20 protein-coding genes are annotated in these 17,041 nt (G+C 71.2%); 2 read left to right on the top strand and 18 right to left on the bottom strand.

Features of this window, described 5'->3' with window-relative positions:
* Window positions 1-54: 54 nt before the first annotated feature.
* From MUG78_RS10785 to MUG78_RS10775, 3 genes are all read right to left on the bottom strand, one after another.
* Window positions 55-885, bottom strand: a complete 831-nt coding sequence (locus MUG78_RS10785) for an anti-sigma-D factor RsdA (RefSeq protein WP_246994677.1) — start codon at window positions 883-885, stop codon at window positions 55-57.
* A complete protein-coding gene (locus MUG78_RS10780) occupies window positions 882-1,454 on the bottom strand; it encodes a sigma-70 family RNA polymerase sigma factor (RefSeq protein ID WP_246994675.1) in 573 nt (190 codons plus the stop codon). Before MUG78_RS10780 ends, MUG78_RS10785 begins: the two co-directional genes overlap by 4 nt.
* Window positions 1,455-1,542: 88 nt before the next feature.
* Window positions 1,543-2,343 carry a hypothetical protein gene (locus tag MUG78_RS10775; RefSeq protein WP_246994673.1) on the bottom strand — a complete coding sequence of 267 codons (801 nt, stop codon included), beginning with the start codon at window positions 2,341-2,343 and terminating at the stop codon, window positions 1,543-1,545.
* 245 nt (window positions 2,344-2,588) lie between these two features.
* On the opposite strand from MUG78_RS10775, the gene MUG78_RS10770 reads away from it, so the two are divergent.
* Window positions 2,589-2,888, top strand: a complete 300-nt coding sequence (locus MUG78_RS10770; RefSeq protein WP_246994671.1) for a WhiB family transcriptional regulator — start codon at window positions 2,589-2,591, stop codon at window positions 2,886-2,888.
* 117 nt (window positions 2,889-3,005) lie between these two features.
* On the opposite strand, the gene groES is transcribed toward MUG78_RS10770, so the two are convergent.
* The 15 genes from groES to rplM all read right to left on the bottom strand — a co-directional run bounded on the left by groES (window position 3,006) and on the right by rplM (window position 16,253).
* A complete protein-coding gene (gene groES / locus MUG78_RS10765; RefSeq protein WP_246994669.1) occupies window positions 3,006-3,305 on the bottom strand; it encodes a co-chaperone GroES in 300 nt (99 codons plus the stop codon).
* Between the two features lie 165 nt (window positions 3,306-3,470).
* Complete coding sequence (gene tsaD / locus MUG78_RS10760; protein ID WP_246994667.1) at window positions 3,471-4,499, bottom strand: tRNA (adenosine(37)-N6)-threonylcarbamoyltransferase complex transferase subunit TsaD; 1,029 nt, start codon at window positions 4,497-4,499, stop codon at window positions 3,471-3,473.
* Window positions 4,496-4,972: a ribosomal protein S18-alanine N-acetyltransferase gene (gene rimI / locus MUG78_RS10755; RefSeq protein ID WP_246994665.1), complete on the bottom strand. Its 477-nt coding sequence runs from the start codon at window positions 4,970-4,972 to the stop codon at window positions 4,496-4,498. Before rimI ends, tsaD begins: the two co-directional genes overlap by 4 nt.
* The gene (gene tsaB / locus MUG78_RS10750; protein WP_246994663.1) at window positions 4,969-5,667 is read right to left on the bottom strand and encodes a tRNA (adenosine(37)-N6)-threonylcarbamoyltransferase complex dimerization subunit type 1 TsaB; all 699 of its coding nucleotides are present in this window, start codon (window positions 5,665-5,667) and stop codon (window positions 4,969-4,971) included. Before tsaB ends, rimI begins: the two co-directional genes overlap by 4 nt.
* Window positions 5,660-6,139 (bottom strand): tRNA (adenosine(37)-N6)-threonylcarbamoyltransferase complex ATPase subunit type 1 TsaE, encoded by a 480-nt coding sequence (gene tsaE / locus MUG78_RS10745; RefSeq protein WP_246994661.1) that lies wholly within the window; start codon window positions 6,137-6,139, stop codon window positions 5,660-5,662. Before tsaE ends, tsaB begins: the two co-directional genes overlap by 8 nt.
* Window positions 6,136-7,215, bottom strand: coding sequence for an alpha/beta fold hydrolase (locus MUG78_RS10740; protein WP_372493289.1), 1,080 nt, complete (start codon window positions 7,213-7,215; stop codon window positions 6,136-6,138). Before MUG78_RS10740 ends, tsaE begins: the two co-directional genes overlap by 4 nt.
* 107 nt (window positions 7,216-7,322) lie before the next feature.
* Window positions 7,323-8,483, bottom strand: a complete 1,161-nt coding sequence (gene alr / locus MUG78_RS10735) for an alanine racemase (RefSeq protein ID WP_246994659.1) — start codon at window positions 8,481-8,483, stop codon at window positions 7,323-7,325.
* On the bottom strand, window positions 8,480-9,931 hold the full coding sequence (locus tag MUG78_RS10730; RefSeq protein WP_246994657.1) for an NAD(P)H-hydrate dehydratase: 1,452 nt from the start codon (window positions 9,929-9,931) through the stop codon (window positions 8,480-8,482). The genes alr and MUG78_RS10730 overlap by 4 nt, the downstream gene beginning before the upstream one ends.
* 4 nt (window positions 9,932-9,935) lie before the next feature.
* Window positions 9,936-11,798, bottom strand: a complete 1,863-nt coding sequence (glmS, locus tag MUG78_RS10725) for a glutamine--fructose-6-phosphate transaminase (isomerizing) (RefSeq protein WP_246994655.1) — start codon at window positions 11,796-11,798, stop codon at window positions 9,936-9,938.
* 11 nt (window positions 11,799-11,809) lie between these two features.
* Entirely contained in the window at window positions 11,810-12,757 is a 948-nt protein-coding gene (locus tag MUG78_RS10720) for a dienelactone hydrolase family protein (RefSeq protein ID WP_246994654.1), read from the bottom strand.
* 172 nt (window positions 12,758-12,929) lie between these two features.
* On the bottom strand, window positions 12,930-13,505 hold the full coding sequence (locus tag MUG78_RS10715; protein ID WP_246994652.1) for a hypothetical protein: 576 nt from the start codon (window positions 13,503-13,505) through the stop codon (window positions 12,930-12,932).
* Complete coding sequence (locus MUG78_RS10710; protein ID WP_246994650.1) at window positions 13,492-13,782, bottom strand: hypothetical protein; 291 nt, start codon at window positions 13,780-13,782, stop codon at window positions 13,492-13,494. Before MUG78_RS10710 ends, MUG78_RS10715 begins: the two co-directional genes overlap by 14 nt.
* 168 nt (window positions 13,783-13,950) lie before the next feature.
* Window positions 13,951-15,294, bottom strand: a complete 1,344-nt coding sequence (gene glmM, locus MUG78_RS10705) for a phosphoglucosamine mutase (protein ID WP_246994648.1) — start codon at window positions 15,292-15,294, stop codon at window positions 13,951-13,953.
* The gene (gene rpsI, locus MUG78_RS10700) at window positions 15,295-15,813 is read right to left on the bottom strand and encodes a 30S ribosomal protein S9 (protein ID WP_246994646.1); all 519 of its coding nucleotides are present in this window, start codon (window positions 15,811-15,813) and stop codon (window positions 15,295-15,297) included.
* Complete coding sequence (gene rplM / locus MUG78_RS10695) at window positions 15,810-16,253, bottom strand: 50S ribosomal protein L13 (protein ID WP_246994645.1); 444 nt, start codon at window positions 16,251-16,253, stop codon at window positions 15,810-15,812. Before rplM ends, rpsI begins: the two co-directional genes overlap by 4 nt.
* A 192-nt stretch (window positions 16,254-16,445) precedes the next feature.
* On the opposite strand from rplM, the gene MUG78_RS10690 reads away from it, so the two are divergent.
* A complete protein-coding gene (locus tag MUG78_RS10690; protein WP_246994643.1) occupies window positions 16,446-16,979 on the top strand; it encodes a YceI family protein in 534 nt (177 codons plus the stop codon).
* The last annotated feature ends 62 nt before the right edge of the window (window positions 16,980-17,041 follow it).

Here is a 17,041-nt window from a genome sequence, read left to right as displayed (position 1 = left end):
CCGACTTCACAGTCGGCGCCGGTTCGCGTTGAGGCTTGAGTCAGTCCTTCGGGGTCAGTTCTTCGGGACCGTGCTGGAAACGCTGCTCGACGACACGCTCGAACTGCCGGACGCCGTCGTCGAGGCCGTTGCCGACGACGAAGACGGCGGTGTCGACGACGAGGGCGGCGGCTCCGGCGAGGTCGGCGGCACCGACGGCGTCACCGTAACGGTCACCGACGTCGATTCCGACGCCTCCGCGGGCGGGGTGGCCGGATCGGTCGACGGGGTCGACGGCCGCGGCGTACTGGGAGCCGGGTCCTTGGCGAGAGCCTCACTGCTGCGAAGTCGGGCGATCCACTGCTGCATGCGCGTGCGAGTGTCCGCGTCCTGCACGGACTCCAGTTCCCGCTCCGCCTGATCGACGAGATCAGATGCATCGCTGATCTCCCCCTCCGACAGTGCGGTCTCGGCCCGCTCGAGGCCGTTCTGCACGTCGAACGCGGCCTGCGTCTGCTGGGCCTCGTCGGCGAAGACCACCTTCTTCACGTTCCACAGCGGGTCGCCGGGCTGCGAGTTCTCCGACAGCACCAACAGACCGGCAGCAGCGACCGCGGTGATGGCGGCGGCACCGGAGATCATCCGCAGGTGCCGCGACACGGCTTGACGCTTGCGGTCGTTGTCGGTGTCGGCGACGGCTTGCTCGACGTCCTCGAGCGTGGGCTCGGCCGGCATCGGCACGGCGAGCACCTCGGTGCGCCACGCGAACAGCAGGGCGCCGAGTTCGGCTTCGGCCGGGTCCACCGGGCCGTCGCCGGGCAGCGCGGTGCCTTCGATGAGCGCCTGCAGGAATTCGTCGTCGTGGTGGACGGCACTGATGTCGACCGACGGGTCGTGCGCGTTCATCGGCCACCTCCCGCGGCAATGATCTTCTTCAACTTCGTGAGCGCGCGGTGCTGGGCCACGCGCACTGCTCCGGGCGTGCTGCCGATCATCTCGGCGGTCTCTTCGGCCGACAGTCCGACCACCAGGCGGAGCACCAGGATCTCGCGCTGTTTCTCGGGGAGCTGGTCGAGCAGCTCACCCATGCGGCGACCGGCGTCGTTGTCGAGCGCTTGCTGTTCCGGACCGGACGAGAAGTCGACGGTCTCCGGAAGGACGTCCACGGGGTCGGCTTTGACGCGGGAGGCCGAGCGCATGGCGTCGGCGACCTTGTGCGAGGCGATGCCGTACACGAAGGCCATGAACGGACGTCCCTGGTCTTCGTACTTGGGTACGGCGGTCATGACGGCCATCAACACCTCCTGCGCAACGTCGTCAGCGGAGAATAGGTGTCGTTCGCCGGCACCTACCCGTGCTCGGCAGTAGCGCAGGACCGGTTCCCGCACGCTCTCGAGCACTGAGCTCAGCGCCGCGCGGTCCCCAGCCACCGCTTCCCGGACCATGCGGTCCAACGCCTCACCTGTCAGTTTCATCGTCACGTCGTGGTCGAAGTGTTACATCGTCGATCCGACGGGCTCGCGCGGCGGCGGGCAGCACGGTTCGACAGGTCACCAAGCCACCCTATCGGCCGTGCCGCTCGTCCGAGGACAAGGGCGCGAAGGGCATGCCGCGGCGGGCCAGCCGATCGCGGAGAACTCCCAGTTCAGACTGATATTCCGGGGCTCCGTCCACCCCCGCCAGCAACGCCGCGGCGGCCCATTGCAACGGCAAGAATCCATGCTCACCGGCGTCGACGAAGACGCCGCGACCGGCCGTCGCGGCAGCCTCGACGTCCCCGTCGGCCGCCGCGACGGCGGCGCCGATCAGCGCGGTCTTGATGCGATGGCGGGGCGACGGGACGACGGCGACCAGGTCGGCCGAGCGCGCGGCCGCGGCGCGGGCGACGTCCATCCGCCCGGAGTAGAGGCCCCATTCGCAGCGCACCCACGACAACCGCAGCGCGGTGCGGGGCGCGGTGCGCCAGTCGGCGCCGTCGTTGCGCGGCTGCGCGGCAGCGTGCGCGGCGGCGCGGTCCAGCAGTCGCCGGGACGCGGCGAAGTCGCCGAGCCCGAGGTTGTCGGCGGCCAGGCCGATCAGGCCGTCGAGCCACGCGGCGTGCAGCCACTCCGATTCGCTCGCTGCCGCGGTCGCGTCGACGGCCAGCAGGCACGCGCGGCCGTCGCCGATCCGCGCCACCCCGTGACCGCCGGCCTGCCGCAGCAGCGAAGCCCGCGTGCTGTGCGCGAGTGAGACCACCGCGGGCGCGGTGCGCGGGTCGTCGACCACCGTGGCCAGCACCCGGCGGGCCGCGGCGGCCCGCCCCTGCGCTCCCAGTTCGACGGCGTGCTGCCACGCCTGCACTCCGGTCGGCTCGCGCCTCATCGTCCTCTTCTCATCAGTTTCCCCAGGGGTAACACTCGGTGACTTCTCGTCGTCGCACCCGGGTCTACGGCCACCTCATGTTTACCCGCTGTTACTTCGCGGCGACGAAACCGCAGGAGCCGCACCGGTTGTTCACCTGGGCGCAAAAATGCAGTTCAACCCGGGTTTTCAAGCGGTTTGACGGGCCGGGAACGTCCGCCCTAGCGTGAGCGATGCACCCAGCCGTATCGAGAGAAGGAACAGCCGTGACCATCACCGCAGACCGACTGCCCGGGCCCAACGCCGACTTCTGGGATTGGCAGCGCGAAGGCGGGTGCCGGGGCCTCGACTCGTCCGTGTTCTTCCATCCCGAGGGCGAGCGCGGCCATGCCCGACTCCAACGCGAACGACAGGCCAAGAAGATCTGCGGCGCGTGCCCGGTGATCGAGCAGTGCCGCTCGCACGCGCTGTCGGTGGACGAGATCTACGGGATCTGGGGCGGACTGTCCGAGCACGAACGCAATCTGATCCGCCGCCGGGAGCCGGCCCGATACCTCGCCTCCTGACGACCGGGGACTCCGAAAAGCCAACTGCGACAACGACTCCGCCCCGGCGGGCCGAGAGGCCTGCCGGGGCGGAGTGGTCTAAGAGGTCAGCTCAGCTGACGCAGCTTCTGAGTCAGCTCAGCTGACGACGGCGAGGATGTCGCGCGCCGACAGGATCAGGTAGGCCTGACCGTTGTAGTTGATCTCGGTGCCGCCGTACTTGCTGTAGATGACGGTGTCGCCCTCAGCGACGTCCAGCGGGATCCGCTTGTCGCCGTCTTCGTCCCAGCGGCCGGGGCCCACTGCGATGACCTTGCCCTCCTGGGGCTTCTCCTTGGCCGAATCCGGAATGACCAGGCCCGAAGGGGTGGTCGTCTCGGCCTCGATGGCCTGAATAAGGATCTTGTCCTCAAGCGGCTTGATGTTCACGCCTGCCACGATGTCAGTCCTTCTCATCTCGTAAAACTGCTGAAGAGTGATCGGCTGGAGTCGGTTGCCGCGTCGTCGCGGGTGCCGCGGCGGTGATCCAGTACCGACTAGCACTCTACCCATGAGAGTGCCAGCGCTTCAACCCTTACCGTCGTCGAACCTCGCGGGACCCGGTCAGAGCTTGCTGACCTGCACCGACATCCCCGGATCGGTGGCCACCGTGAGGGGCGACGGCGGCGCTCCGCCGCCGATCACGTGCGCGCCGAGGGTGGCGACCATGACGCCGTTGTCGGTGCACAGGCGTGGCGCAGGCACTCGCAGTTGCACACCGGCGGCGTCGGCACGCTCCTGCGCGAGCGAACGGATTCGCGAGTTCGCGGTGGCGCCGCCGCCGAGCACCAGCGTGTCGACGCCGCGCTCGGCGACCGCCCGCATGGCCTTGGCGGTGAGGACGTCGGCGACGGCCTCCTGGAACGACGCCGCGACGTCGGGGACGCTCACCTCGCGGCCGGCCCGGACCTCGCCCTCCACGTAGCGGGCGACGGCGGTCTTGAGCCCGGAGAAGGAGAAGTCGTAGGCCGCATCCCGCGGACCGGTCAGTCCGCGCGGGAAGGCGATGGCGTGCGGGTCGCCGTCGCGGGCGGCGACGTCGATCGCCGGTCCGCCCGGGTAGCCCATGTCGAGCAGGCGGGCCACCTTGTCGAAGGCCTCGCCGGCGGCGTCGTCGATGGTGGTGCCGAGTTCGTCGATCGGCGTGGCCAGTGCGTCGATGCCGAGCAGGTGCGTGTGGCCGCCGGAGACCAGCAGCGCCACCGCCGACGGCATCGGCCCGTGCTCCAGGGTGTCGACGGCCACGTGCCCGCCGAGGTGGTTCACCGCGTACAGCGGCACATCCCAGGCCAGCGCGTAGGCCTTGGCCGCGGCCACGCCCACCAGGAGAGCGCCGGCCAGGCCGGGTCCGATGGTCACCGCGATCGCGTCGGGCCGGTCGATGCCGGCCGCTTCGCGGGCGCGCGTCATGGTCGGCACCATCGCCTCCAGGTGCGCGCGCGAGGCCACTTCCGGGACCACGCCGCCGTAGCGCGCGTGCTCGGCCTGACTGGAGGCCACTTCGTCGGCCAGCAGCGTGGCGGCCTCGCCGTCCCAGGAGACGACGCCGACGCCGGTCTCGTCGCAGGAGCTCTCGATGCCCATCACGATCACGACTGGTTCACCTCCGCAGCCGCGGGCCGCACCATGGTGTAGGCGTCGGCGCCGGACGGCTGATAGTAGTTGCGACGCACCCCGGCCACCGCGAAGCCGCTGCGTTCGTAGAGCGAGATCGCCACGGCGTTGTCGGTGCGCACCTCCAGAAATACCGGCGCGGACGCGGCATCGGCAACTTCCAGCAGCGCATCGAGCAGGGCCCGACCCGAACCCCGCCCGCGATGGTCCGGGTCGACGGCGATGGTGTGCACCTCGCATTCGTGCCCGCCGGGCGGGCCGAGCACCGAGATTCCGGCGTAGCCCACCACCGGGGCGTCCGGCTCGGTGCGCAGCGCGAAGTAGTGGTTGTACGACGCCGCGAGCTCGCTGACGAAGCCGCTCAACGGCCACGGCGAGTCGCCGGCGAAGAGTTCGGCTTCGAGGTCGGCGCACCGCGGCAGGTCGCGGGGCGTGAGGGCGTCGACGATCACAGCAGCGACTTGCGGCGCTGGTCCTTGAGCTCCACGGCGTCCGGTCGCCGCAGGTAGAGCGGTGTCAGCTCGGCCGGGGGCGCCGCGAGATCGGCGACGGCCACCAGCGCCGCCGCCGTCGGCACCGTGGCCGACGACACGGGCAGCTCGTACCGGTCGGTGAATCCCGGCGTGCCGGCCACGACGGTCGCCTCCCCGGTGTCCACCGCGTCCGGGGCGGTCACCTCGGGGCCGACGAGACGCTCCCCGTCGCGGTAGCGCGCCCAGTACACCTCGCGGCGTCGGGCGTCGGTCACCACCAGCACCTCGCCGGCCGGATCGGCCTCGGTCGGATCTTCCGTGTCTGAGGGGGTCGCGGCATGCGCGGCGGCGATCGCGTCGAGCGAGCAGACCCCGTAGGCCGGAATGCTCAAGGCATCGGCGTAGGCCGCGGCGGTGGCCATGCCGACCCGCAGCCCGGTGAACGGCCCGGGGCCGCAGCCCACCACCACGTCGGTGAGATCGGCTCCGCGACAACCGCTGTCGGCCAGCACCTGCTGCATCAGGGTGGTCAGCATCTCGGCGTGCCGCCGGTGGTCGTGCACCACCTGCTCGGCGAGAGTCGCCGGGCCGTCGTCGGTCACGGCCACCACGCCGACCACCACCGCGGGGGTGGCGGTGTCCAGCGCGAGCACCAGTCGTTGCGGTTCAGTCATTGCGCACCCATTCCCAGCTCACCTGCCGCACCTCGCTGAGGTCGTCGCGGCGCAGTCGCACCAACAGATATTCGTCGACCAGTCGTTCGGCCACACCTTCGCCCCATTCGACCACCACCACCGACTCGTCCAGGTCGGTATCCAGGTCGAGGGCGTCGAGGTCGTCGAGCCCGCCGAGCCGGTAGGCGTCGACGTGGATCAGGCCCGGCCGGTCCGGCCCGCCGGGCGGATGGGCGCGGGCGATGATGAACGTCGGCGACGACACGCGTCCGCCCACGCCGAGCCCGGCCGCCAACCCGCGGGTCAGGGCCGTCTTGCCCGCGCCGAGCGGTCCGTCGAGGATCACCAGGTCACCGGCGCGCAGCAGCGTGGCCAACGCGGCGCCGAAGGCTTCGGTGTCGGCCACCTCGGGCAGTTCGAGCGTGCCGGCGTCGCCCCGCGCCCCGATATTCATCGCGTCCCCGACGTTCATCGCGCGCCCCAGTACCAGCGCATCTTGGGCCGCGCCGGTGCGCGGCGGGAGCGCTGCACCAGATCGTCGATGCCCTCGGTGACCAGATCCGGCGCCTCCATCGGCAGCATGTGACCGCAGCCCTCGCCCACGCGCAGCCGCGAGTCGTCGCCGAGCGCGGTGAACATGCGCAGCGAGTTCGGCAGCGGCGTCAGGCGGTCGATGTCGCCGCACATCACCACCGACGGCACCTGCGCCAGGACCGGCAGCGCCGTGGACTCGTCGTGGCTTTCCAGCGCGTGCAGGAAGTTGACCATCGTCGAGATGGAAGTGTTCTGGATCATCGACTCCACCGCGTGTCCGGCGGCGGGACTGTAGAAGTCCGGACCGAAGCTCGCAGCCACCAGCACAGGTTCCACGGCTTGGCGGGTGATGCCGCGACCGGCCTGCACCAGTCGCGGGAAGTAGCGGACTGAGACGCGCAGGGCGTCGACCACCGGATTGTTGAGGCCCTCCCCCAGACCGGCCTCGGTGATGCCGCGGGCCGCGGTGGAGACCAGCGCGACGCCGGTGACCCGGCCCTTGTGCCCGAACAGGTCCGGGTGCGCCCGCGCCAGCGCCATGATCGTCATGCCGCCCATGGAATGGCCCACCAGCACCACCGGTCCGGTGGGGGCCACCGCGCGGATCACCGCGGCGAGGTCCTCGCCGAGCTGCGCGATCGACGAGCTGGCCGCCGACGACGGATCGCTGCGGCCGTGGCCGCGCTGGTCGTAGAAGACCATCCGCACGCGCCGCTGCGCCCAGCGTTGGGCCAGCTGGTAGCGCTGGAAGTGCCAGCCCGCCATCCGCAGCGTGAAGCCGTGGACGAAGATCACCGTCAGTTCGGGAGCAAGACCGTTCGCCGGTCCGGTGACGTGGGTGCGCACGGCGAGGGCGACGCCGTCGTCGACGATGACCGTCGACGATTCGTCGTCGTAGATGGTCTTGAAGTCGACGTCGGCGTACGGGTCCACCGCGGTGCCGGTCTTCTTGCGCCGCCGGGTACGCCGCACGTTGCCGCCGAGCGTGGCGCCCAGCGATCCGACGTCGCGCAGACCGGACGCCCAGCCCGCCTTCTCGCGGGCGGCCGTCGTCGCCGGGTTCTTCTGCGTGTCACCGGCGATCGGATCGTCGGAGCCCGTCGACTGCTCGTCTGGGCGACTCACTTGGCCTCCTCGCTCGGGTCGTTCACGTAGCGGCGCTGCGCGCGACCGCGGATACCGGAGATGATCTCGTAGTCGATGGTGTCGATGCGTTCGGCCCAGTCGACGGCCTTCGGCATCGCGGGCTCGCCCGGGACGTCGGCACCGAACAGGATCGCGCGATCGCCTTCGGCGACCCCGCCGCCGTCCGGGCCGAGGTTCACCACCAGCTGGTCCATGCAGATACGGCCCACGCCGGGGAACCGGCGGCCGTTGATCGACACCTCGAAGCGGCCCGACAGCAGGCGCGGCACGCCGTCGGCGTAGCCCGCGGGCAGCACGGCGACGATCGTGTCCTGCGGTGCGATCCAGGTGTGGCTGTACGAAACGCCTTGTCCCGCATCGACTTTCTTCACCAACGCCACCTCGGCGCTGAGGGTCATCGCCGGGACCAGACCGAAGTCGCCGCGGTCCGGGATCGGCGAGCAGCCGTACAGGGCGAGGCCGGGCCGCACCAGGTCGCGGGCCAGGTCCGGGCGGGTGAGCGCGGCCGGCGAGTTGGCCAGGTGCAGCACGTCGGGAATCACGTTGCGGCGCTTCAGGTCTGCCGCGGCCTCGTCCAGGCGCTGCGCCTGCAGCGAGTTCATCGGATGCTCGGGCTCGTCACCGAAGACCAAGTGGCACATCATCGCCCGCAGGCGGACGGCGCCGTCGGCTTGCGCCGCCGCCAGCAGGTCCGCGGTCTCGTCCCACTCGGCCGCGGCGATCCCGCTGCGATTGAGCCCGGTGTCGACCTTGGTGGTCACCGTCGCCGTGACGCCCGCGGCGCGGGCCGCCGCGATCACCGCCGCCAGTTGGCGGGGCGAGGAGACGGCGAGGTCGATATCGGCGGCGATGCCCGCGGCGAAGTCGGTGCTCGGGGTGTGCAGCCAAGAAGTGATGTGCGCATCCAGGCCGGCGGCCCGCAGGGCCAACGCCTCGGTCAGGTGCGCGACGCCCAGTTCGGCGGCACCGGCCGCGAGCGCCGCCCGAGCCACCGGTGCCGCGCCGTGGCCGTAGCCGTCGGCCTTGACCACCGCGATCACCGGGGCGCCGGCGCGTTCGGTCACCACGCGCACGTTGTGCCCGATCGCCGCCAGGTCGACGGTCGCCGCCAGCGCGGGCAGTTCCGTGGTCGTCATGTCCGTTGCACTCCCGTCGCTCCCCGTTCGTCCACCAGCAGGTCCCGCAGCGCCGTAGGGACCGCGCCGAGCAGGTCGGAGGCGCCGATCGGGACACCGCGCGCGGCGGTCTGCGCTGCGCGGGCGTGCACGCGCGCGGCGGCCGCACCGGCCACCAGCGGCGAGCGCCCGGCCGCCAGCAGCGCACCGGCGATCCCGGACAGCACGTCCCCGGCGCCCGCGGTGGCCGCCCACGACGAGCCCGCATCGTTGCCGTACACCTGCCCGGCCGGGTCGGCGACCAGCGTGATCCGGCCCTTGAGCAGTACCGTCGCCCCCAGCTGTGCGGCGAGCTCCCGCGTCGCCGTCAAACGATCGGATCCGACCGGAGCACCGGCCAGGCGCGCGAACTCCCCGGCGTGCGGGGTCAGCAGCGTCGGTGCGGTGCGCCCGGACAGCAGGTCGGGGCGACGCGCGAGGACGGTGAGCCCGTCCGCGTCCACCAGCACCGGAACGTCGGCGGCGACCACGCGCTCCACCGTGGCCTCGGCCTTCTCGTCTACGCCGAGGCCCGGCCCGACCACCCACGCCTGCACGCGCCCGGCGTCGTCGAACTTCTCGACGGCCACCACCTCGGGTCGATGCGCCACCACCTGCGGTGCGGCGGTGCCGACGAAACGCGTCATGCCGGAGGTCGCGGCCACGGCGCCACCGGTGCACAGCACGGCCGCGCCCGGATACTGCTGCGAGCCGGCCACGATGCCGACCACGCCCTGGGTGTACTTGTCGTCGTGCGGACCGGGCACGGGCCAGGCCGCGGCCACGTCGGCGTCGGTGAGCGCGGCCACCGAGCCGTCGCCCGCGGCGCCGAGGCCGATGTCGATCACGGTGACGCGTCCGCACTGCTCGGCGGCCAGCAGGTGGGCGCGCCGGAGGACGCCGAAGGTCACCGTGACGTCGGCGCGCACCGCGGGGCTGTGGATCACACCGGTGTCGGCGTCCACGCCGGACGGCAGGTCGACGGCCACCACCGTGGTGCTCGGGTCGAGGGCGGCGAAGACCGCGGTGGCGGCCGGCCGCAGCGGACCGCGTCCGCCGATGCCGACCACGCCGTCGACCACCGCGTCGAGCCCGGCGGGCAGGCTCGCGACGATGCGGCCGCCCGCGCGACGCAGCGCGGCCAGTCCGCCCTCGTGCGTCTGGTCCGGCGCCAGCAGCACCGCGGTCACCGCGACGCCGCGGCGTCGGAGTTCGGCCCCGGCGTACAGGGCGTCGCCGCCGTTGTTGCCCGCGCCGATCACCAGACCCACCGACCGGCCGTAGCAGCCGCCGGTGCCGCGCAGCTCGGTCAGCACCGCCTGCGCCACGCCGTGGGCGGCGCGCGCCATCAGGGTGCCGCCGGTCAGCAGATCACCGGTGGCCGCTTCGGCCGCCCGGACCTCGTCGGCGGTGCAGTAATAGACCGGCACGGCCCTACTCCACCGTGACGGACTTCGCGAGGTTGCGCGGCTTGTCGACGTCGTAGCCGCGCTCCTGCGCCACCGTCGCCGCGAACACCTGCAGCGGCACCGTGGACACCAGCGGCTGCAGCAGGGTCGGGGTGTGCGGGATCGGAATGAAGTGGTCGGCGATGGCCCGGGAGGCCTCGTCGCCCGGCTCGGCGATCATGATGGTGCGAGCACCGCGGGCCTGGATCTCACGGACGTTGCTGATCATCTTGGAGTGCAGCACGGCGCGCCCCTCCGGCGAGGGCATCACGACGATCACCGGCAGACCGTCCTCGATGAGGGCGATCGGGCCGTGCTTGAGCTCGCCGGCGGCGAAGCCCTCGGCGTGGATGTAGGCGAGTTCCTTGAGCTTGAGCGCGCCCTCGAGGGCCACCGGGTAGCCGACGTGGCGGCCCAGGAACAGCACGGTGTCGCTGGCGGCGTACTGGCGGGCCAGCTCGCGCACCGGCTCCATCTGCTCGAGAACCTTCTCGACGGCGGCCGGGGTCTCCTCGAGCGCCCGGAACTCGCGCACCACTTCGTCGGGGTATTTGGTGCCGACGGCCTGCGCCAAGGCCAGTCCCACCATGTAGGAGGCGGCGATCTGGGCGAGGAAGCACTTGGTGGACGCGACGCCGATCTCGGGACCGGCGTGCGTGTAGAGCACGGCGTCGGACTCGCGCGGGATCTGGGCGCCGTTGGTGTTGCAGATGGCCAGCACGCGGGCCTTCTGATCCTTGGCGTGGCGCACCGCTTCCAGGGTGTCGGCGGTCTCGCCGGACTGGCTGATCGCCACCACCAGCGTCGACCGGTCGAGCACCGGGTCGCGGTAGCGGAACTCGCTGGCCAGCTCCACCTCGACGGGCAGTCGGGTCCAGTGCTCGATGGCGTATTTGGCGATCATGCCCGCGTTGTAGGCGGTGCCGCAGGCCACGACGAAGACCTTGTCGACGTCGCGGAGGTCCTGGTCGGACAGGCGCTGCTCGTCGAGCACGATCCGTCCGTTCTCCAGGTGCCCCAGGAGCGTGTTCGCCAGCGCCTCGGGCTGCTCGGCGATCTCCTTGAGCATGAAGTAGTCGAAGCCGCCCTTCTCGGCGGCGGCCAGATCCCAGTCGATGTGGAACGGGGTGCCGCCGGTCGGATGGCCGTCGAAGTCGGTCACCTCGTAGGAGTCGGCGGTGATCACCACCACCTCGTCCTGGCCGAGTTCGACGGCGTTGCGGGTGTGCTCGATGAACGCGGTCACGTCCGAGGCGAGGAACATCTCGCCGTCGCCCACGCCCACCACCAGCGGCGTCGACCGGCGGGCGGCCACCAGGATGCCCGGGTCGTCGGCCGAGGTGAAGACGACGGTGAAAGCGCCTTCGAGGCGTCGGAGGGTGGCGTACGCGCTGGCCACGAAGTCGCCGGCGTGCGTGCCGGAGGCGTATTCGCGCTGCAGCAGGTGCACGGCGGTCTCGGTGTCGGTGTCCGACTCGAATTCGACGCCGACGTCCTCGAGTTCGGCGCGCAGCGGCGCATAGTTCTCGATGATCCCGTTGTGCACCACGGCGAACTTGCCGTCCAGGCTGCGGTGCGGGTGGGCGTTGCGATCGGTGGGCTTGCCGTGCGTGGCCCACCGGGTGTGGCCGATACCGGTGGCACCGGCGAGCTGGTCCGGGCCCACCTCGGCGATCAGCTTCTCCAGGTTCTCCAGGCGACCGGCCTTCTTCTCCACCGCGAGGTGTCCGGCGCCGTCGACGATGGCCACGCCCGCAGAATCGTAGCCTCGGTATTCCATCCGTCGCAGGGCCTCAACCACGACGTCCAGTGCCTGACGCTGCCCCACATATCCGACGATTCCGCACATGGTGGGCGAGTTTACCTGCCGAGCGCGGGCAGCCTCCGCTTGCTGGCGTCGTCGTCGGGCTTGTAGGCGGGGTTGCCCAGGAGTTGGGCGAAGTGATCGGCGTCGGCACGACGGACCTTGCTCTCCTCGAGGACCTGCGCGGCCCCCATCGAGGTCTCCGGGTCGGCGAACGCGGCGTACTGTTCCTCGCCGGCCAGCCGGTACAGCAGGTAGCCGGTGACCTGCGCCCGAACCGCTGCGTGCACCTTGCGGTCGGCACCGTTGACGCCGAGGAAGCCCTTCACGGTCGGGTTCTCCAGCAGGTCGTTGGCGCTCACGCCGGCCAGTGTGCGCAAAACCACGTCGCCGCCGAGAAGTTCGGTCAGTTCCACGGCGTTGCCGGTCATCGAATCGAGCGCATCGTCGGCCGCCACGAGCAACGCGGGGGCGGTGACCTTCGCCGCGTCGACCCGCAGGTCGGCGGCGGTCGGCGCCGGGAACAGCGGCACCAGGGCGCGCACCGGGATCGGCGGCCGCCCCAGCAGGGTGCGATCGGCGGCAGCGCGCACGGCCGCCGCCGCGCCGAAGCCGTGGCCCACCAGGCCGAGGCGCTCGGCGCTGACCGACACCCGACCGGGCGCGCCCAACTGGACGCCGGAGCACACCGTCAGCGCCGCGCGCAGGTCGGTGGCGAGCTCGATGTCGGAGGCCAGCGGACCGCGCTCGGAATCGGGTGCGGCCACCACGATGCCCCAGGAAGCGAGGTGGAAAAGGAGGTCGCGGTACGACTTGGAGCTGCGCATCCAGCCGTGCGCGAAGGCGACGGCGGGCAGGTCCTTGCCCTCGGTGGGTGCGAAGACCTGGCCGGCCAGTCCGACGATGCCCAGATCGCCGCGGTTGACCTTGTGCGGTCCGCGGCGAGCCAGGAGCTTCATCAGCTCGTCCGGCGGGGGCGCTACGACCTTCTTCTTCCCGAACACGGTCCTACCCTATCCAGTTCCACCGGCACCATCAGTCGCGGTAGCGATTCGGGTTCGTCGACGACCACCGGCGCGGGCGACGCGGGCGGCGCGGAACGACGGTACGCGCCCCGGGCCGCGGCCAGTTGGGCCCGCGCCCGGGCGCCGATCTCCTCCAATCGGGCCTGCGTGCTCACCGATCACCCGCCAGCACCAGTTCGCCCCCAGAGAGGTCCCACGCCGAGCGCCATTCGTCGCCCAGCACGGCGATGCTGTCGTCCACGGCCGCCGACGCCGCGCGCCCCGCCTCCGCCGCCAGTTCCAGGCGGGCGTTCAGCTCGGCACGCGCCTCCGGCAGGGCCAGTCCGGCGGCCAGCGGATCGGTCGCCGCGGACATCGTGGTCCGGTAGTCGTCGAGCACTCCGCTCAGCACGTCCCGCGCCGCGGTCGCCGAGGCGGCATGGCGCGCGACCGCCTCCGCGGTGGGCACCAGGTCGACGGCCAGTCGGCTCGCCGCCGTCTGCAGTGCCGTGGCCGCCGAGCCGGTCCAGCTCTGCGGCACCTCGGCGCCGACGTCGGTCAGTGCGCTCACGGCGTCGTGGAGGGTGCCGGACTGGCGACGGAGGGTGTCGGCCAGCTGCCCGAAGGCGTCCAGGTCGAAGGCACTGACCGCGGCGTGCGGGGCGTGCACGGCGTCGTCGTCGAAGGTCACCGCGCCGCGGTCGCGCCACTGGCGCAGCAACTCCAGGAACAGCTCAATCGGGTTCACCGACCGACTCCCGATCCGCCTGCACCACCGCCGCAGCGTGGCTGCCGATCCGTTCGGCGAGCCCGGCCGCCCCGGCACTGGCCGCCGTCAGGCGCTCGACGATGTGGTCCAGCCGCTGGTCCAGCGCGGCCGCGGCCTCCCGGTGCGCGGGCGACTGCGCCCAGTCGGGCCGCAGCGCCAACCGCTGCGCGCACGCGGCCAGGGTCTGCGCCACAGCGTGCTGTCGTGCGATGAGTCGGTCCAGGCCCGCGGCGTCGAGCCGCACATCTTCGGTCATGTCTGGTTAGACGCACGCCCCGTCGTTCCGGTTCCCCGACACGCCGATCCGCCCCTCCCCGCGTGTCGCGACCCTGTTGACGCGTCGCTCGCGGAGCCCCTTCGGCGACCCGTGAACAGGGTCGCGACTCGCCACGCGGTCGGCGGGGCGACGAGGAAGTGAGCGAACTCAGACGGCGGCGACGACGGCGGCGACGCGCTCGGCGATGGCCTGCGCGGCGTCGGCCGTGGTGGCCTCCACCATCACGCGCACCAACTGCTCGGTGCCCGACGGTCGCAGCAGAATCCGGCCGCTGCCTTCGAGTTCGAGTTCCGCCTCGGCCACCGCCACTTCGACGGTGCGGTCGACGGCGACCTGGTGCTTGTCGCTCACCGGCACGTTGATCAGCACCTGCGGGAGGATCGTCATGACCGACGCCAGGTCGGCCAGACGACGACCCGTTTCCGCGACGCGCCGAGCCAGCAGAAGGCCGGTCAGCACACCGTCGCCGGTGGTGCCGGAGCCGGGGATCACGATGTGGCCGGACTGCTCGCCGCCGAGGGCGTAGCCGCCGGCGCGCAGCTCTTCGAGGACGTACCGGTCGCCCACCCCGGTGATCCGGAGGCCGATACCGGCTTCCTTCATCGCCAGGTGCAGACCGAGGTTGCTCATCACGGTGGCGACGAGGACGTCGTCGGTGAGGGCGCCGCGTTCGTGCATCGCGAGCGCGAGGATCGCCATGATCTGGTCGCCGTCGACCACCGCGCCGGTGGAGTCCACGGCCAGGCAGCGGTCGGCGTCGCCGTCGTGCGCCAGGCCCAGGTCGGCGCCGTGTTCGAGCACCGCGCGCTGCAGGTTCCCCAGGTGCGTGGAACCGCAGTCGTCGTTGATGTTGAGGCCGTCGGGATCGGAGTGGATCGCGATGACGCGCGCGCCGGCCGCTTCGTAGGCGCGCGGGCCGACCTGCGAGGCCGCACCGTTCGCGCAGTCGACCACCAGGGTCAGGCCGTCGAGGTGGCTGCCGCCGGACGCGACGAGGTGTTCCAGGTACCGGTCGACGGCGTCGGGTGCGTCGACCAGACGGCCGACGTCGGCGCCGACGGGACGCGGCTGCGGGGCCGACATGGCGGCCTCGATGGCGTCCTCGACGTCGTCGCCGAGCTTGTGTCCGCCGGCGGCGAAGAACTTGATGCCGTTGTCGGGCATCGGATTGTGGGAGGCGGAGATCATCACGCCGAAGTCCGCCGCGTATTCGGCGGTCAGGAAGGCGACCGCGGGGGTCGGCACCACGCCGACCCGGATCGCGTCGGCGCCTGCGGCGGCGAGGCCGGCGCACAGGGCTGCTTCCAGGAATTCTCCGGACGCTCGCGGGTCACGACCGACCACCACGCGGGGGCGGGTCGAGCCGGGCGCGGCGAGAGCGTCTGCACCGAGAACGCAAACGGCGGCCGAGGCCAGGCCCAACGCCAGCTCTGCAGTGAGCTGATCGTTGGCCCGGCCCCGGACGCCGTCGGTGCCGAAAAGGCGTGCCATTTAGCGCTTGCTGTACTGCGAAGCCTTACGGGCCTTCTTCAGGCCGTACTTCTTGCGCTCGACAGCACGCGCGTCACGGGTGAGGAAGCCGGCCTTCTTGAGGGTCGGACGATCCTCGGGGCTGACCTCGATCAGAGCGCGGGCGATGGCCAGACGCATGGCGCCGGCCTGGCCCGAGGGGCCGCCACCGACGAGGTTGGCCTGGATGTCGAAGACATCGGGGCGCTCGACGGCCACCAGCGGCGACTTGACCAGCTGCTGGTGCACCTTGTTGGGGAAGTACTCCTCCAGGGTGCGGCCGTTCAGCTTGAACTCGCCGTTGCCGGGCAGCACGCGCACGCGCACGACGGCCTCCTTGCGGCGGCCGACGGTCTGGATGGCGCGGTCGAAGACGACCGGGCCGCGCGAAACGACCTCGGTGGCCTCGGCGTCGTCGGACTCAGTGGTGTAGGTCCCGTCTTCCAGGACGATCTCCTCGTCCACGACCTCGACCTCGTTGTTCACGTCTTCGTTGGTCACTGGGCCACCTGCTTGATCTCGAAGGGCGCGGGGTGCTGCGCCGCGTGGGGATGGTTCGGGCCTGCGTAGACCTTCAGCTTCGAGGCGATCTGATCGCCGAGCTTGTTCTTCGGGATCATGCCCTTGACGGCCTTCTCCACCAGACGATCCGGACGGGTCGCGAGGACCTCACCCACGGTGCGGGACTTCAGGCCGCCCGGGTGACCCGAGTGGTGGTAGATCTTCTTATCGGTGGCCTTGTTGCCGCTGATAGCGACCTTTTCGGCGTTGATGATGATGACGTAGTCGCCGGTATCCATATGGGGGGCGTACGTCGGCTTGTGCTTGCCACGGAGCAGCGTCGCTGCCTCCACGGCGAGGCGGCCGAGCACCACATCGCTGGCGTCGATGACATGCCACGTGCGGGTGATGTCACCGGCCTTCGGGCTGTAGGTAGACACAGTAGTCCTCACTGTTTGATGTACTTCTGCCGGTCACAATGCACTGACACAGCTGATTCCCGGCGACCAGTAGAGACCCGGGGCTGACGACGAGGTCATGCACCAGCGGACTAATCTACTGGACCCGGCCGCCGCAGGTCAAAACCGAGGAATAACGGGGCGACCCGCGGGCCGGGATGCGAGGGTGGTGGCATGAGCGATTCCTGGACACTGACCGACGACGACGGCGAGCTCCTCCTGCACACCGGGACAGCCGGCCGCGCCGCGCGCACCGGCCACAAGCTGACGATCGCCATGAAGAAGTGGACGGCCCAGGTGTCCGTGGACGACGGTCGGCCGGTCGCGGTGACCCTCACCGTCGACGTCGACTCCCTCACCGTCCTCAAGGGCGAAGGCGGCATCGCCCCGTGGACCGGCGCCGAGCCCGGCATCGCCCGCAGCAACGCCCTCAAGTCGCTGGAGGTGAAGAAGCACCCGACCATCACCTACGTCTCCACCGGGGTGACCCGCGACGGCGACGTCTACGCGGTCGACGGCGACCTCACCGTGCACGGCGTCACCCGCCCGCACCCGATCACCGTCCGCCAGGACGGTGCCCACTTCACCTGCGAAGCAACAGTCACCCAGACCGACTTCGGGATCAAGCCGTTCTCGTTGATGATGGGGACGGTGAAGGTGGCCGACGACGTGCGCCTGACCATCTCGGCCACCGCGCCGGCCGCCTGAGCGCGCGGCCTGCGACGGCGACCTACGAGAGAAGCCCCGAGACCGCCGTCTGTCGGCGTCGG

The organism is Gordonia alkaliphila, from assembly GCF_023017165.1.
Lineage (GTDB): Bacteria > Actinomycetota > Actinomycetes > Mycobacteriales > Mycobacteriaceae > Gordonia > Gordonia alkaliphila.
The sequence above is the reverse complement of the archived record's forward strand: the minus strand, read 5'-3'. Positions and strand labels throughout refer to the sequence as shown.

What these genes read in the sequence shown, in the direction of transcription:
- MUG78_RS10785 (WP_246994677.1), bottom strand. Translation starts at nt 885, where the DNA reads ATGAACGCGCACGACCCGTCGGTCGACATCAGTGCCGTCCACCACGAC.
- MUG78_RS10780 (WP_246994675.1), bottom strand. Translation starts at nt 1,454, where the DNA reads ATGAAACTGACAGGTGAGGCGTTGGACCGCATGGTCCGGGAAGCGGTG.
- MUG78_RS10775 (WP_246994673.1), bottom strand. Translation starts at nt 2,343, where the DNA reads ATGAGGCGCGAGCCGACCGGAGTGCAGGCGTGGCAGCACGCCGTCGAA.
- tsaB (WP_246994663.1), bottom strand. Translation starts at nt 5,667, where the DNA reads ATGACTGAACCGCAACGACTGGTGCTCGCGCTGGACACCGCCACCCCC.
- tsaE (WP_246994661.1), bottom strand. Translation starts at nt 6,139, where the DNA reads ATGAACGTCGGGGACGCGATGAATATCGGGGCGCGGGGCGACGCCGGC.
- alr (WP_246994659.1), bottom strand. Translation starts at nt 8,483, where the DNA reads ATGACGACCACGGAACTGCCCGCGCTGGCGGCGACCGTCGACCTGGCG.
- glmS (WP_246994655.1), bottom strand. Translation starts at nt 11,798, where the DNA reads ATGTGCGGAATCGTCGGATATGTGGGGCAGCGTCAGGCACTGGACGTC.
- MUG78_RS10710 (WP_246994650.1), bottom strand. Translation starts at nt 13,782, where the DNA reads ATGACCGAAGATGTGCGGCTCGACGCCGCGGGCCTGGACCGACTCATC.
- glmM (WP_246994648.1), bottom strand. Translation starts at nt 15,294, where the DNA reads ATGGCACGCCTTTTCGGCACCGACGGCGTCCGGGGCCGGGCCAACGAT.
- MUG78_RS10690 (WP_246994643.1), top strand. Translation starts at nt 16,446, where the DNA reads ATGAGCGATTCCTGGACACTGACCGACGACGACGGCGAGCTCCTCCTG.